The following is a 16,369-nucleotide window of genomic DNA, read 5'->3' as shown; positions in this document are numbered from 1 at the left end:
GGGTAGCCGGCTCGGGTAAGGTAGTTGTAACAGGGAGGTGTTTGGCTTTCTTTTAAACAAGCTCCTCGGGCCCAAGTACTTTAAAGTAGGGGCCAATATCCAGCCTTATGGAGGACATGGCAATCTTGATCATTTCTCTGCGATCTTCGAGTATGTCCTCCTTAGCTATTCCATGTAGAACCATATAATCTTCATATTTCCCGGTAATAAAGTCCTCTTTCCGTATACCTTCGTAAGCTCTACATAAAACTCCATGAAGGTTCTCTATGAATTGGCGGCGGCTCTGCATTGTTTGTCGGGGCCCATGCTCGACTTCGAGTTCATGAGCATGTTCATAGTTGATATTCACCAAGCAAAAATTTGTTTTGTTCTCTTTCCATGCTCTTGCCGCCTGGTTGAGTTCTACGATCAGGGTGAAGGGCAGGTCGGCAAACATGGGATTGTGGTCAGTGAAATCGAGAAATGCGTATCCTGCCCTAAGGTAACTGCTGGCTCTTTCAGTGAGGTCGTAACTATGAATATCACCGGTACGGATTGACTCGCTATCGGTATCCATCTGGCAGTTGAGACACAAAAACCCTATTTCCACTTCTGAGCTGGCATGGCCGCAAGCATTGCAAATAAGTAGTGTGCCGGGTTTGTCGTAGTCACTGCCAAAGTGTAAAAGCTCCTTTCGACATTTGGGGCAAATCAGGTCTTCACCTTCCCTGAAGTCAGCTTCGCGTCCAAGGTAGGCGCAGCTGAAATGGTGCAGATAGAAGTCTTCGGTAAGGTTAGAGGATCTGCATACCGCGCACTCTTCGCGGACATTAAACTGGGAACCTCCACAGCCGTTACAGATATGGCGTCGATCGAAAAACTTGCCCAGTAGAAATCCTGATTCGATCAGTTTTTCGCATTCCGTCACAACCGTCGGGCTATCGAGGATAATATTAAAATCAACAGTCGCTTTGGAGTTGGGACTATAGTGCGGCGAGAGACTTACGCCAGATACAAATAATCGCGCTAGTATTTTGTCGCTATCTTTCTGAGTGGTGTGGAAATCCAGGTGGACTTGCGCGCGCCGATAATGAAAGTCGTCAATAACCTGGCTCACAACGGGTATATCCTGCGCACTAAGCTTTGAGCAATCCAGATCTGCCTTCTCGCCGACTGTTCCAGTGAGATCAATAACCGGGAGTAGATACAAGCCACCACGCATATGCCATATATGCGTCAGGTCATCTACTGATGCTGGCTCCTCAATCAAAATAGCGTCTTTGGATTCACCGGTATGCGATGTCACCTTGGAGTCGCCGGGCCAGCGAAAAAAGCTATATTCGTCACTTAGAAAGGAGATACTGATTCCTCCACGCCTATATAATTTTTGGTGCTTGAAAGATTAACTGAGTGTTTTAGCTTGTTTCATGCCAGTTATACGTAATTGTGTAATCTGTGATGTATATGACGTCCTTTTAACTGAATAGATTGTTGAGTATTAAGAAAAGATAGGTGAAAAATTGGCAATAGGCAGGGATAGGTGTGTTACTTCACTGGCAGGGATTAGGAATAATTGTATGACATAAAAAATAGTCGTCATCTGGGGGTTAATTAATGAATTTATCAATAATGATATCAATCCAGTCAATCTTTAGGGTTATGGTAACTTTCTCATTCACCGGAAATTTTGATGGGTCAAGTAAGACTATTTTGGCCAGCTGATTGCGCGATGTGGGTTTGAATGTATTTTGGAATTCCTGGGGTAGTGCGGCTGAGAGGGGGATCATTTCTACAAGCACTCCTTTATCTTTAAAGCGCCCACCAGCAACCAACACCTCCATTCCAGGCTTGATCGCGAACTGATATTGATTGGGTAAGTAGGCAAGGACATAGGCCTCCCCGGTGTAGATAGCCATTAGTGGCTCTCCGGCATCATAAACATTGCCTACATGGGGAACCGATGCGCCCACCAGCCCAGTCGTAGGGCTTTGAATAATGCCGTTGTTGTAATGTTCTTCCAGTTTTCTTAATGCTTGTTCTGAGCGGTAGAGCGCCTCGTCTACAGATCTACGTTTTCCTTCTAATGTGGCGCTTTCTACTTGAAGTTTTACCAGGGTTTCACTGGCCTCGAAGCTATCTTTCAGTACATCTTGATAGCCGACCTCGCTGACAACGCCTTTATCCGCAAGCTTATTAATTCTATTTACGATTCTTCCAATTTGCTCCTTTCGTTCTTGTGCTGGTAGTAATAATTTTTTGGCGGTTTCGGCTATTAAAGTAAATTCTGCGGAGATTTGCATCAAGTTGGCCTGTCGGTTGGATAGGTCCGCTATACGCTCCAACAACTCCATAGATTCGATCTTTAGTAGCAGTTCACCTTCCTTTACCATTTGTCCTTCATCAACAGCAACCTCTACCACTTTTACTAGATAGCCCATTTCAATAACGCTTTGATCGCGTAGTACTAACCCATCGCTTCGCAGTAAAAACCAGTCACCCCATATATAGCGAATAACGCCAATACCAAATAGGATTAACATGGCTAAGTATATTCGACGGCTTGCAGAACCCCGGGTTTTTCGCTGTTCACTTTCGAAACTATCAGGGCGTAATCGTTTTCGCAGAGCCTTCATAAAAACTACTCGCGAACACGATGGACTTTTAGTGGTGCGAAAGAATCTTTATAGGATGTTCTAAAAATCCACTCCTGCACATATGCGTAGAGTCGAACAACTCTCATGAAGTTTACATAAAAGATGCTGTAAGCTGGAATATAAGGCCAAAGGGGAAGTGATTTAACTTTTGGAGTCGCATAAGAGGCTAAAGCAAAGGTAATTGTATCGAGCGCAATTAATACAACCTGGGCCCCAGCCAAAATAAACCAGGCATTTTCGCCATAACGCACGAATAGCCAGATTAAATAGACTGGTAAAGCTATTGCGGCAATAACATTGAAAACCAGGAATTCATATTGGTGAAAAAACTCTTTTAGCTGCATTCCTTGGCGGAACGGATTAATAAAATGCAGGTACTTGCGATAGCGAAGACGAATAGCATCCCGCTCCCACCTAAAGCGCTGGCGCATTAGAACGGTGATGCTGGTGGGAACATCGGTATAACAAATCGCCTCAGGTGCAAATTCCACTTTCCAACCGTAATCCCGCAAACGAAAGGTGATATCTAAGTCTTCTCCTCCGCCGGCATCAAAGCCGCCAATTTGATTCATTGCGGATACCCTAAAAGCACTGAAGGCACCGGAGGCACAACACATTTGGTCGAGCATTGCCAGTGAGTGTCGCCCCAAGCAAATACTGATTACATATTCAATGGCCTGGAATGAGCTGAGTATATTTTCTGTGGAGTTTCGGACAATTACATTACCTGAAACCACGCCAACCCTGGGATCGGCAAAGCCTTGCATTACATATTTCATAGCGTGGCGATCGAAGGTGCAGTCGCAATCAATTGAGGCGATAAAGTCGCCTGTTGAAAATCTCTGTCCTAAATTAAGGGCTGAGGCCTTGCCTCCACGCAGTTCTGTTGCATGAGCGCCATCCAAGCGACCTTTATTTTGCAGGTAGTGAATATCGTCCCGGGTTTTATCTGTGGAGCCATCGCTAATCGCGATCACTTCATAGGGGATATAGCTCTGTTCCTGTAATCGCTCGCCACATTTTTCAATAGAATTTTCCTCGTTGTGGCCGGCGATTACCGCTGTGAGTCTGCCTAAAGACTCTATATCTTCTTCAAATTCAGGTTTGGAGGCGAAAAAAAATACAGAGGTAAAAAACGACATTAAATATCTGGGGAACTCCAGCACCACGACAATCCAAAACATTGTAAAGAGGGTGGCGTAGCTCTGAGTGGCAAAGAAAGTAATTCCATCATCGATCATTTCCCACATTTAGGTCTGCTCCTGAATAGGCGAATACAGGCCCCGGCTATTGCTGTTACTTATCTGTGATGTGGTAGTGATCTTATTTGGAGAACAGCGAGTGTCTTGCGGCACTTCGCTTGGGTGGACTAGGGGGCGAGCATGGAAGGCTGGTCTTACGCTTGGCTTCCAATCACTGGTAAGGGCTATCAGCTCACTACTTGTAAAGGCTAAGCCCAATTTTGATACCCCCTGACTTTGGCCCTTTATGCTATAGAGCCTGTAAAAGAGACCTTGGCTCAACCAGAGGGGCAGCCATAAGTCTTCCTAGAAGGAAATGCTATCTCTGAGACTGTCAGTATAGTCCACGGTGGTTTGAGGTGTCGGGCAATGCTGAACCCCAGAGCCAGCAGGGGCTCTGGGTTGATTTATTCGCTGCTATTAGGAAGGGGGAATTCGGAGGCGGCGGTTCAGCCTTTATCGAACCTCAAGGTCCAGGTTGTATTGAGCAACCACACGACCTATATAGCCCAGTTTTAGAAACGTCGCACTAATCACCATAAAGATATGTCCTGCGACTTGCGCGGGAATGGAAAACAGGTGTGATAGGGGGTAGCAAATAACAATTGTCAGAATCAGCAGGGGAACTGACAGAAGCAGCGTAAAGTTACCGGCTTTTAGCAGAAGCTTGAAACGCTCACGCAGTAAGGGGTTTTCCGTATTCAGCATATCGGCCTCAGGTTCAAACGGCGTCAATCTATCTTTAGCAACTGCTATGCCAAATATAAATACCAATAAAAACAAGGAGTTACGGCTTATTCCTGGTATTTATGTGTCAAATTGACCTTTATGGTTGCTGTGTCATAATGACTCTAAAAGGTCTTTTGGACTGATTTGGCTATGGTAGATACCAACGCAACCTTACTGCTCGAAGTGGCTCTGGACCTGGCTAACAGCCTTAACAACAGCGATCGCTTTGAGCGCCTGCTGTCTACTATCCGCAAAGCGATCAAATGCGATGCCGTTGCCTTGCTTGGGCTCAACGGCGATACACTCACCCCTCTCGCAGTCCAAGGGCTTGCCCGACGGACCCTGGGGCGGCGATTCCTGATTGATGAGCATCCACGGCTTGCGCAGATCTGTGCTTCGGAACACCCAGTCCGCTTCCCATCTGACTGTCAGCTACCAGATCCCTTTGATGGTTTGCTGTTGGATAGGGAGGGGGATCTTCCCGTGCACTCCTGTATGGGTTTGCCTCTCTATTCAGATAACCACCTGATTGGTCTGGTAACAGTGGATAGCATGTCTGCGGATGCCTATGCCCGAATCAGTGATCGAACCCTTGAACTGATAGCCGCGCTGTCTGCGGCCACTTTACGCACAGCTTTAGAGCTAAAGGCCCTGTCACACTCCGCTGAGCATGCCGAGCAATTGGTGAAAGATCTGACCCAGCAGGCTCTGGAGCGGGATGGAGGTGAATTAATTGGTGAGAGCGCGGAAATGCAGTCCCTGCGCAGTGAGATAGAGTTGGTGGCTGGGTCGGATTACAACGTGCTGATTCTCGGTGAAACAGGGGTGGGGAAAGAGCTGGTGGCCCGTACCGTCCACAGGTTGTCGACTCGCAAGGAGAAGCCCTTAGTCTATTTGAACTGCGCTTCCCTGACTGAAACCCTGGCGGAAGCTGAACTTTTTGGTCATTCGAAAGGGGCCTTCACTGGCGCAGATCGCGAGAGGCCCGGCAAATTTTTACTGGCGAACGGCGGCACTATTTTCCTGGATGAGGTTGGCGAGTTACCGCTTGTGGTGCAGAGCAAACTGTTGCGTGTATTGCAAAGTGGTGAGATTCAGCCGGTAGGCAAAGATACGGTGCAGCATGTAGATGTTCGCATTGTAGCGGCGACTAATAGGGATTTACGCAAAGGGATTGAAAACGGTACTTTCCGAGCTGATCTCTACCACCGCCTCTCTGTATATCCCCTTGAAGTCCCACCGCTATGCCGGAGGGGTAATGATGTTCTGCTGTTGGCAGACTACTTCTTGGAGCGCTCCCGCAGGAAGCTGGGTTTTCGTCAGTTGCGTCTCAGTACAGAGGCCACCAACAAGCTACAGCGATACGCTTGGCCGGGTAATGTTCGCGAGCTGGAACATATTATCAGCCGCGCAGCCCTTAGGGCCCGAAAAGGTAGCTCTCCAGAAGCTATTGTTGCCATTACTGCAGCACAAATTGAAATTCCCGATGATCTGGTTATTCAGAAGCCTCCGCAGAAACCGGTAGAGTCGCTGTCTGAGGCTATTGATTTAAGGGTGGAAACGGAAAACTATCAGCGCGAATTCATTGGGAGTGCCCTGGCTGAGACCGATGGGAACTGGAGTAAAGCGGCCAAATTACTATCCGTAGACCGAGGGAACTTGGTGCGTCTCGCTAAAAGGTTGGGTGTTTACATCAAGAAAGAGGTTGTTCGAGGTAAGTAATCTATATGAAGCAAGGGGTTGCAATGTTGATTAGCGATAAAGGATTACGGTTTGCGCTGGTTGTAGGGGTAATTTCCCTGACTATCGGCTTACTGGCATTTGCGTATAACTGGAAAATTATTGGTGGGGGTTGGCCGTATTTCGGTACATTTTTATTTCCAGGCAATCTTGTACTGTCATTCTTCTCTGAAGAAATAGATTTCTGGCCAAAGTTTGCACTTCAGATGAGTGGCCAGTTTCTGGTTCCCTTTTTGCTGGCACGTAGCCTTATTAGTTTTAGACGCTGGTGGAAGTGATAAGGGGTATTACGATTTGCATGTGATATTACTCCAAGTATTTGATAGAAGGCTAGAGCTGTAAATAGTTATACTTGCGATCTTGTATAAAAATAATTAAATCGCTAGCCACAATAAATATGCAAAAAATGTTTCTTGGCTATCAGGTTGATTCTCGGCAATATTATAAATGACTTTGGTTCTAATGTTATTGAACTCTTCTGGAGTTGCTTCATATTTAAAGTGTTTTGCTGTCTGGATAGCAGATTCTTCAAAGAAACCCGAGGGCTTACTTTTAATAACTCGGGGGTCTATCGGATCGCCGTTTTTATTAATGTCATACTCAACAATTACGTAGCCTTCCATCTGCTTTTCCAGCGCTTCTTGCGGGTATATTGGCAGTGATTTGTAAACAGGAACAGGCCCGCCTTTCTCTCTTGCCATTTCCCTGTCTTCAATGCTGGATTTATAAAAGTCAATGTACTGGGGGCATTCGTCGTAAGAGCTGCAATTTTTGCTTGTTGGAGAGTCAGTGCAACTGCAAAGAAGAAAAATAATAGATATCAGGGCTAATTTGTTCAAAACTTTTAATCTTCTTTGCACTTATTGAAATGGCAAGTGTAACACCCTATAGATTTTCTCTGTAGCTGTTAAATAGCAAGTAATCTATCCGGTATCTAGCGGAGTTAACGGAAAGACTGTATTGCTGAATTAGTACCGTTAACTAGAAAAGCCGTATATCAAACCGGCTCATTTCCTCATCACTCTCAACCCATTAAAAACCACGAGCAGGCTGGTTCCCATATCGGCAAAAACAGCCATCCACATGGTTGCCTCTCCGGCAAAAGCAAGCACCAGAAAGACCGCTTTAATGCCCAGCGCCAAGATAATGTTCTGCCAAAGAATATGGGCCGTTGAACGAGATAGTTGGATAAAGGTGGCGATCTTGCCCAGATTGTCGTCCATCAGGGCCACATCAGCGGTTTCTATCGCTGTGTCGGTTCCCGTTGCTCCCATCGCAAATCCTATATCAGCACGTGCCAAGGCGGGGGCATCGTTAATGCCATCGCCAACCATGCCAACCTGGCCTTTTCCAGATAGAGCCTCCACCTCTCTGAGCTTGTCTTCCGGCAGTAGGTTGCCTTCAGCCCGATCGATGCCGACTTGTTTGGCAATCGCATCTGCAGTGTGCTGGTTGTCCCCGGAAAGCATCAGTGTTTTCACGCCCAGCTTGTGAAGGCTCTCAATGGCGTGCTGGCTCGATTCCTTCACGGTATCGGCGACAGCAAATATCGCCAGTACGCAGTTTTCCCGGGTCAGCATCACAACAGTTTTCCCTTCTTCCTCAAGGGTTCCCAATTGGCGCTCCAGCTCGGCGGAGCAAATGCCCAATTCTTCAATAAGCCGGTGGTTACCCAGGTAGCACTGATCCCCCTGAATTCTGCCCCTGACGCCGCGCCCGGCCAGGGCTTCAAAAGTATCCACTTCTTGTAGGCGTTCGTGGGGAATCTGAGCAAACTCCAGTACGGCCCTGGATACCGGATGATCGGAACGTTCGGCTAGGCTCGCCGCCAGGGTTTGTACCTCTTCCGCGGGCATTGGCGCTAACACTTTAAAATCCGTGACGGTTGGCAGGCCATGGGTGATGGTTCCAGTTTTATCCAATGCCAACCAGCGAAGGTGGCGCCCCTGCTCAAGGTAGGCCCCGCCTTTAACAAGGATTCCGTGGCGGGTGGCCGATGCCAAGCCGCTTACGATGGTGACAGGAGTTGCGATCACCAGTGCGCAGGGGCAGGCGATTACCAGTAACACGAGTGCGCGATAGATCCATTCCATCCAGCTGCCGGCAAAAAGCAGCGGCGGTATTACCGCAGTAGCCAGTGCCACTGCAAATACCAGGGGCGTATACCAGCGGGCGAATTGGTCGACAAAGCGCTGGGTTGGTGCGCGACTACCTTGTGCGGCTTCCACCGCATGAATGATTCGGGCGAGCAGATTATCGTTGGCAGCTGCCGTAGATTGGTATTCGAGTGCCCCGGATTCGTTGATACTGCCGGCGAAAAGTTCATCTCCAGGGCCTTTGTCTACCGGAAGGCTCTCCCCGGTAATTGGGGCCTGGTTTACTGCTGAATTGCCGCGTATTACCTCCCCATCAAGAGCGATACGTTCGCCGGGGCGCACCCGAATGGTGGTGCCAACCGGAACAGTCTTGGCTGACATGGAAACCCACTCGCCATCTGGCCCCTGTACGGTGGCGGTTTCCGGGGCCAGGTCCATTAACTCCCGAATCGCATTGCGGGCACGATCCAGGGATTTGGCTTCAATTAATTCTGCCAGGGTGAATAACACCATCACCATTGCCGCTTCGGGCCAGTGACCGATAAGCAGGGCGCCGGTGACCGCGATGGACATCAGCGCGTTCATATTCAGGTTGCGATTGCTGAGCGCGATCCAGCCCTTTTTGTAGGTCGTGAGTCCGCCGCCAGCGATAGCGGCCAGGGCCAGTATCATTACCAGCCAATTGTTCCCCCCCTGTAACCAGAATACGACCTCGGAGGCAATCGCCGCCAAACCGGCAGCGCCCAATAACCACCAGTTTGCATGGGTGGTAGGTGGCGCGGAATCGATGTCATCTTCCGTGGCCAGGCGTGCGTCCAGGTCAAGAGGGGTTAGGGTGTTGAGGATCTTGCTCTCCATACCTGGCGCGTGGCGCACCTGTAGGATTCGCTGCACCAGATTAAAGTCCAGCTGGTAAATGCCCTGCATGCCGGAGAGCTTGGCGCGTATCAACCCCTCCTCAGTGGGACAGTCCATCTTGCTGATGGAGAACAGGGACAGGTCACCTTTGTCGCTGTTGTTATTGGTGTTTTGAACTGGTGCCATGGTTGCGGCTTGGGTTTCCCCACTGCAGCCACAGCTGGAATCGCGCTTGACCATTATTCACTCTCGGATAGATCAGTCGGTGAGCCAGTATTACAATCCCTCTAGTAACTATAGAGTCAAGGGGGAGTGGCATGGCTTACAAAATTGGTGAAGCTGCCAGGAAGGTTGGCTGCAAAGTGGAAACGGTTCGCTTTTATGAGCAGGCGGGGTTACTTCCCGAGCCCGCTCGCTCTGAGGGCAACTTTCGACTCTATTCTGACACTCACCTTGAGCAGCTCCGCTTTATTCGCCACTGCCGTTCATTGGATATTCCCCTCGATGATATCCGTACCCTGTTGCAGCTAAAGGAGCGCCCAGCTGAAAACTGCACCGATATCAATCAGGTAATCGATGAGCAGATTGTACGAGTAGACGCACAACTGGAATCGCTGAAACAATTGCGAGCCAGTCTGCTTACATTGCGTAGCCAATGTGTAAGTGGTGAGGCGGAAAATACCTGTGACATACTGCGGGAACTAATGGGTTGTAGTTGTCACGATCTCCAAGCTGATAAACAAATAAGATAGTTAGCCTCTGAGGTAATTTGGATGGCTTTAAGAAAGTTGCGCATAACTTTTATCGTTTTATGCTGCTTTGGATTGCTACTGGCCATCTGGGCATTTTTTGTTGAGCCTTCGAGTTTAAGAATTAAACAAGATCAGGTCGAAATAAAAGCTTGGCCAAAGACATGCAACAACCTCAGGATTGCGGTACTCGCTGATCTCCATGTGGGGTCACCCTATAAGGGGCTAGAGAGTCTGCGAAAATTGGTCGCCGCCGTTAACAAAAGTAAGCCCGATCTTATCCTGCTGCCCGGAGATTTTGTTATTCAGGGCGTTGTGGGGGGTTCCTTCGTATCGCCGGAAGACGCAGCGCGAATTCTCAAGGCTCTCAGAGCGCCTATGGGGGTGTTTGCGGTGCTGGGCAATCATGACTGGTGGCTCGATGCTGAGCGGGTAGAGCTGGCCCTTTCGCAGAATGGCATCCCTGTGCTGGAAGATCGCTCCCAGCTAATTACAAAGGGCAGTTGTAAACTGCGGCTTGTGGGTATCAGTGATTTTTGGGAGGGGCCCCATGATATTGATAGGGCAATGAGCGATGTGCAGGATGGGGAGACTGTTTTGGCTTTTACCCATAACCCTGACATTTTTCCTCAGCTGCCTGCCCGTATCGCTTTGACAGTAGCTGGGCATACCCATGGTGGGCAAGTCTATTTACCTTTTATTGGCCGCCCAATAGTTCCCTCTAGTTATGGAGAGCGCTTTGCGATTGGCCACAAAGTAGAGGAAGGGAGGCACATTTATGTAAGCCCGGGTGTGGGCACCAGTATTTTACCGGTTCGGTTTCTGGTTCCTCCAGAAGTGACAATATTGGCTGTCTCCAACGGGTCTTCTTAGATACTTAATTTTCGCAGGATAAAAATTCAGGATGATTACGATAAAAAGGCAGGTATTGTTTGGTGACTGCGACCCGGAAGGCATCGTCTACACCCCGCGATTCTCACACTTTGCCTTGGAAGCCACTCATGAAGCCATGGGGCAGTTAATGGGCGGGCCGGCAATTGCCACTATGAAGACCTTGGGGTTTTTAACCCCGGTTAGAGCCTTTGATCTCGAATTTCTTAGCCCCGTTAGATGGGATACTGAACTCCGAATGGCCGTTGAAGTATCCAAAATCAGTAAGCATGCTTTCTCGTTTTTGGTGAACGGCTATGTAGCAGATGAGCGGCTGGCATTTCGGGCGACTATTACCTATGTCACCATCTCCGTCTCCACAAGGGAAAAGATACCGGTCCCGGATCACTTCAGGGAGCTGCTCACACCGTCTTGTCCCCAGTTATCGCTCTAGGTAAGCGGCTGTCGCCATACCGCCAGCGGTGCAGACTCCAATAATTGCTCTATGGGCGTCGCGCCGGCCCAGCTCTAACAGGGTCGAACCCAGATAGCGGATGCCCGACATACCGTAAGGGTGGCCGAGGGCAATAGCACCGCCATTGACATTGGTAATGTCCCAAGGGGTTTTAAGTTCAGCCTGGTTGTAGAGGGTGGTGACGGCAAAAGCTTCGTGCAGCTCCCAAAGGTCAATCATATCCTGAGTGAGTTGGTGGTGCTTCATAAGTCGGCTAACCGCTGGCGCAACCGCAATACTCATTTCTTTTGGCGCTACTGCACCAAGCTGCATACCGCGAAACAGCCCCAGAATAGGCAAATTTTTCTGTGCTGCCAGCTCAGCATCCATCATAACGACGGCAGCGGCTCCATCGGATAGTTGGGAAGCATTACCGGCAGTTACTGTCCCCCCGGTATTCACGGGCTCCAGTGCAGATAGGGCCTCCATGGTGGTGCCAGGGCGGGGGCCTTCATCTTCTGACAAGGTGACTTTCAGGCGATTCGTTTCGCCACTCTCCTTATCTTTCACTGCCATTACCGTATCAAACGGCGTGATTTCCTCGGCAAACTTTCCGGCCTTTTGAGCTTCAGCAACACGCTTTTGTGACTCAACCACATAGCGATCTTGGTCTTCGCGACTGATGTTGTATTGATCGGCGACATAGTCGGCCGTTTGGATCATGGTCCACCAAACTGCCGGCACTTTCTTTTGTAAGGGTTCATAGACAAAATGGTTCAGGTTCAAGTTGAACTGCACCAGGCTGATACTCTCGACGCCACCGGCCACCCCAATTTGCATTTCGCCAGCAGCAATACGATTGGCCACAATAGAAGCCGCATTAAGGCCGGATCCGCAGTAGCGGTTAATAGTAACCCCCGGCACTTGAGACCCAAAGCCGGCAAAGAGTGCCGCGTTGCGCGCGACATTGTGTCCGGTAGCTCCCTCGGGTAAGCCACACCCCAACACAACGTCTTCCACCTCCTGTGGCGTCAAACCCGCCTTATAAACGACCTCCCTCAGGACATGGGCAGCCATAGAAATACCGTGAGTTTCATTCAGCGCACCCCGCCTGGCTTTGGCGATGGCAGTTCGGCAATAGGCAACAACGGCGACATCTCTCATGGGTGTAGCTCACACGATCGGGGAGGGGATGTGTTTACATTAGATCAGATAGGGGGCTTGCAGGAGGGGACATGAGCCACGAGTTGTTTTCTAGCTTTATTAAGTCAATGGTGTGCCTGTTTTGGAATCTAATTCCACCATGCTTGGCAGTTAAGGTAATGAGGGAATCTGCGGTACACGTGATATCCCACTGGTGGCGACTGATTCTATGAGTTTTGCATAAGAGGGAGGGGTAGAACGCAAACCTATTAAGGAAAAGGTAGTGGGGTTAATTTCAGAAATGCCGATGATAAGCGGTGTCGCGTGACGGCTAGTTAGGTTGCCTCTGTTGAATTAAGGGAAAGAACAATTACTTATATATGGCCGAGGTGGTGGAGTAATAAATTAGGTATTGGTGGGATTGTCTCTGATCACGATGGGCAGAGTGAGACTGAAAAAACTCTCGAAAAGGTGGCTTGAATCGATAAGTGTTGAAGGGAGTCAAAAGAAGTCAGTAGAAGAGTTTTCTCTTTAAGAGGGGGTATACCAAGAAGACAATCTATCTTAGGTGTCTTTCATCGTCAGGTTATATGGATGTGAGTTTTATCACTCCTCTCCAGTTTTTATAACTTCTCAAGAGGCTAGGGATTTCGTAAGTGTTATTTCAAAGAATATATGGGGTAGGAGGGTGGCATGGCTGATTAAATCTTCAAGGCTTGTCGTTTTGGGGTGGATTAATCAGTTACTGTGATCTTGAATGGATCGAGCATGAATTATGCGAGATTGTATGTTGTTTAGATGATACGCCGTTCTCAAATTCAGTTTATGCTAATCGGAACAGCCGTGCCTGTTAATAGATTTAAAAATACACTTGAATCTGTGTTTTCTAAAAATAGTTCCATTTGTCACGAATGCCGTATCTTTGTTTTGTCTCTATTTTATTTTAATAAATCACTCTGATAGGCTCGCTTTTTTTAAGTGACCGATGATGTTCATATGCGTTTCTTTAAAGTGCTGTCATTTGTATTGCTTGGTTTTTTATGTGGAAGAACTTTAGCAGCTGTTGATGCTCCGGCGACTAGTAATTCTGGGAAGTATACGGTTTCCTATACTCAAACTTATGGTTCGTCTAGAGACTACCACTTATCATCCCTAAAAATGGTCGAGCTTAAAAATGGTACGGTCAATCGTACTTTTAGTGGGCTTAGTGTTGATGATGCAAGTGGTAGTATCTCTGTTACGGTGAGTGCTTCAGCGCAATATACTTATGAGCTTGTCGCAACCGTCTCCCGGTGTAATGTCATTCAAGACACTTTTCCTTTCTCTTGTGGGGGATGGAGTAATCCCTATGAGACTGACCATGGGGAGGATGTCATCAATGTGGCATTTAAACCTAACACCCCGGCAAGTATTGGATTCACATCTAGCACTATTGAAAGTGGCAGCACTGATACTAATGGGAAGTTCACTATAAATTGGGGCGCTTCTAGTGAAGGGCCTTTGGTCTCAGGTTATCAATGGTGTCAAAAAACCAATGGGAGCTGGCAGTCAAGTAGTAGCTGTCCAGAAGTAGGAAAAAACACTCGTACGCGCTCACTGCCAACTACAACGGGCACTATGCCCAGTGGAACTTATGCATACAGAGTGCGCGCCTATGTAAAGATCGGCAGCTACTATCAATACAGTGGTTGGCGCACCTCATCTACACTTAATGTAAAGCACTATCCTGAGCAAGTTGGTAGCTGGCTTGAGCCTGGCGGTAGTACATTAACTGGGACAAGCTTCCAGTTAAAGTGGCAATCTGTCAGTGATCCCGATCCTTCCGACCCAGTAGATAGTTATGATTTGGAGTGGAGTGTAGATGGCAGCGGTTACAGTAATGTTTTCGATAGTAATCTCGGTAAAACAACCACTGCAACTATTAACAAATCGACGACCGGTCAAGATATTGAAGCAGTTGTCTATAAATTCCGTGTACGCGCATGTAATCAATCCAACGATTGCGGCCCATGGTCAAGCACCAAGCAGCTTAACCCTCCTACACCACCGGAACCTGAATTTAGTGATGACTTAAAAACACAGTTCTTTAAGCTTGATCAAGTTATTACATGGAAAGATGTTGGGGCCAGTAGCTACCAACTGGAACGCCTCCGTAAAGGTGATGGAAATAACTGGCAAACCAAGGTCGCAAGCACGACCGGTACTAGTTATTTTGATGGCGGCAGTGAGCCGGGCACTTATCAATATAGGCTAAATGCTTGTAATGACTTTGAATGTGCGTCAGTTCTAAGCCCCTGGATTAAAGTACACAGCCTGGCCAATACTGATGAGGCCCCGGCAGTGAGCACTGAGGTCGCAGATTCCCCTGGAACCTTACCTTACAATGCCGATGTTAGTGCATCTGGGAATGCAATTATCAATGTACCCCTGCAAGCTGCTCCTGGGGTTAATGGGTTGCAGCCTAATATTTCCTTGTATTACACCAGTGCCCGCTTCCAGAAGCGTATGAATGAATCACTTCCTGAAGATATTTTGGGATATGGCTGGCGATTGAGTGGATTGAGTAGTATCCGACGCTGTGTGGTGAATCGCCCGAAAATTGACAGAGTTAAGCTCGATGAAAATGATTCACTTTGCCTAGATGGCGAACCGCTGGTACTTGTGTCTGGTACTCACTGGGAAGAAGGCGCACAGTATCGAACTCTCCGTGATAGCTTCCGGCTAATTGAATTACAGGAAGACAGTGACGGCAAGCCCTGGTTTAAAGTGAAGACTCCCAATGGCTCAGTGAATGAATACGGATCTACAGCAGATAGCCGTTTAAAAGCTGAGGAGTCCCCGCATTTCGCCTGGAGCCTGAATAAAGTCACCGATGCTTTTGGCAATACCATGGAGTACAAGTACCACCGGGATATTATTGAGGGGATCAATTACCCCCTAGAAATTACCTATGGTAATCAGGGTGATGCAAAAATTGAATTTCAGTACGGCACCCGTACAGATGCCCCACCAGTACCCTTAGAAGATATCCAGCAAGAGCAGCTGGTTCTGCTGCATCATATTCGTGTCAGTCTTGATGGTGCTTTGCATAGGGAATATAAGCTGATATCCGAAGAAGAGCCTGCTGATCCTAACCAAGATCACTATCGCCGCCTAAAACAGGTACAGATGTGTGGTTATGGAGAAAATGGTAGTGGGCGCCAATGCCTGCCTCCATTGGAGCTTAGTTGGAAATTCACCGACTCTGGCAATCCCGATGATTTTGAAACCGGGATCGAAACTATTACTAATGGTCTGGGAGCACAGACAAAATTTGTTCTGGAGCGAATCTCCGATAATTCTGGAGAAGAGGAGGTAGGTCGCTTTGATGAGGGGGCTACCCTGTTTGGCTCTGTTGGCTCGATTCCAGATGCCAGTCAAGAGCTGGCTGTCAATGGGGACTATCGAACTGTTGTTACCAAGTTACAGCGCTCCAATGGTTACACTCAAGGGTGGCATACTACCGAATATGCATATCAAGGCGTGGGACTGACTAGTGACAAACACTGGGGTTTCCTCGGCTATACCGCCCAGCGTATTTACGATACTGAAGCCAATATCGTCACCTACCGCCAGTTCCGCAAAGATTTTCCATACTTTGGAAAGGTAGCGCGGCAGATCCAATACCACAATAACTATCAATTTGGTGAACTGCTGACTAATCAGCGATTCAGCTACGATACGCTTGAACTTGAAGCGGGAAGTAGCACCACTTATTTCCCCTATGTTGCCCAGAGCCTGGATGCGCTTCTGGAGGGGGAGAAAACCTTGGATATGTCTTAAGTGATAGTTTTCCACAAACACTGTCTTTCGGAGA

General features: G+C 48.2%; 13 protein-coding genes. 6 read left to right on the top strand and 7 right to left on the bottom strand.

Going from position 1 to position 16,369, the window contains the following annotated elements; translation table 11 throughout:
- Positions 1-52: 52 nt before the first annotated feature.
- From P0078_RS02975 to P0078_RS02960, 4 genes are all read right to left on the bottom strand, one after another.
- The gene (locus P0078_RS02975; RefSeq protein ID WP_282932990.1) at positions 53-1,285 is read right to left on the bottom strand and encodes a TackOD1 domain-containing metal-binding protein; all 1,233 of its coding nucleotides are present in this window, start codon (positions 1,283-1,285) and stop codon (positions 53-55) included.
- Between the two features lie 301 nt (positions 1,286-1,586).
- On the bottom strand, positions 1,587-2,612 hold the full coding sequence (locus tag P0078_RS02970) for an HlyD family secretion protein (protein ID WP_282932989.1): 1,026 nt from the start codon (positions 2,610-2,612) through the stop codon (positions 1,587-1,589).
- Positions 2,613-2,617: 5 nt separating this feature from the next.
- The gene (locus P0078_RS02965; protein ID WP_282932988.1) at positions 2,618-3,883 is read right to left on the bottom strand and encodes a glycosyltransferase family 2 protein; all 1,266 of its coding nucleotides are present in this window, start codon (positions 3,881-3,883) and stop codon (positions 2,618-2,620) included.
- Positions 3,884-4,330: 447 nt separating this feature from the next.
- Positions 4,331-4,657 (bottom strand): hypothetical protein, encoded by a 327-nt coding sequence (locus tag P0078_RS02960; protein ID WP_282932987.1) that lies wholly within the window; start codon positions 4,655-4,657, stop codon positions 4,331-4,333.
- Between the two features lie 96 nt (positions 4,658-4,753).
- Between P0078_RS02960 and norR the strand changes: the two genes are divergently transcribed.
- A complete protein-coding gene (gene norR, locus P0078_RS02955) occupies positions 4,754-6,325 on the top strand; it encodes a nitric oxide reductase transcriptional regulator NorR (RefSeq protein WP_282932986.1) in 1,572 nt (523 codons plus the stop codon).
- 23 nt (positions 6,326-6,348) lie between these two features.
- Positions 6,349-6,621, top strand: a complete 273-nt coding sequence (locus P0078_RS02950) for a hypothetical protein (protein ID WP_282932985.1) — start codon at positions 6,349-6,351, stop codon at positions 6,619-6,621.
- 96 nt (positions 6,622-6,717) lie between these two features.
- On the opposite strand, the gene P0078_RS02945 is transcribed toward P0078_RS02950, so the two are convergent.
- Positions 6,718-7,044 (bottom strand): energy transducer TonB, encoded by a 327-nt coding sequence (locus P0078_RS02945; protein WP_282932984.1) that lies wholly within the window; start codon positions 7,042-7,044, stop codon positions 6,718-6,720.
- Between the two features lie 306 nt (positions 7,045-7,350).
- Entirely contained in the window at positions 7,351-9,537 is a 2,187-nt protein-coding gene (locus P0078_RS02940; protein ID WP_502867293.1) for a heavy metal translocating P-type ATPase, read from the bottom strand.
- Positions 9,538-9,614: 77 nt separating this feature from the next.
- Between P0078_RS02940 and P0078_RS02935 the strand changes: the two genes are divergently transcribed.
- From P0078_RS02935 to P0078_RS02925, 3 genes are read left to right on the top strand one after another with little or no spacing between them, the layout of a single operon-like run.
- Entirely contained in the window at positions 9,615-10,049 is a 435-nt protein-coding gene (locus P0078_RS02935) for a Cd(II)/Pb(II)-responsive transcriptional regulator (protein WP_282932983.1), read from the top strand.
- 21 nt (positions 10,050-10,070) lie between these two features.
- Positions 10,071-10,919 (top strand): metallophosphoesterase, encoded by an 849-nt coding sequence (locus P0078_RS02930; RefSeq protein ID WP_282932982.1) that lies wholly within the window; start codon positions 10,071-10,073, stop codon positions 10,917-10,919.
- Between the two features lie 31 nt (positions 10,920-10,950).
- On the top strand, positions 10,951-11,370 hold the full coding sequence (locus P0078_RS02925; protein WP_282932981.1) for an acyl-CoA thioesterase: 420 nt from the start codon (positions 10,951-10,953) through the stop codon (positions 11,368-11,370).
- Here P0078_RS02925 and P0078_RS02920 read toward each other — a convergent pair.
- Complete coding sequence (locus P0078_RS02920; RefSeq protein ID WP_282932980.1) at positions 11,359-12,534, bottom strand: thiolase family protein; 1,176 nt, start codon at positions 12,532-12,534, stop codon at positions 11,359-11,361. The genes P0078_RS02925 and P0078_RS02920 overlap by 12 nt on opposite strands.
- A gap of 957 nt (positions 12,535-13,491) precedes the next feature.
- Between P0078_RS02920 and P0078_RS02915 the strand changes: the two genes are divergently transcribed.
- Entirely contained in the window at positions 13,492-16,335 is a 2,844-nt protein-coding gene (locus P0078_RS02915) for a SpvB/TcaC N-terminal domain-containing protein (protein WP_282932979.1), read from the top strand.
- Positions 16,336-16,369 lie beyond the last annotated feature (34 nt).

Source organism: Microbulbifer sp. VAAF005 (genome assembly GCF_030012985.1).
In the GTDB taxonomy this organism is placed as follows: Bacteria; Pseudomonadota; Gammaproteobacteria; order Pseudomonadales; family Cellvibrionaceae; genus Microbulbifer.
The sequence above is the reverse complement of the archived record's forward strand: the minus strand, read 5'-3'. Positions and strand labels throughout refer to the sequence as shown.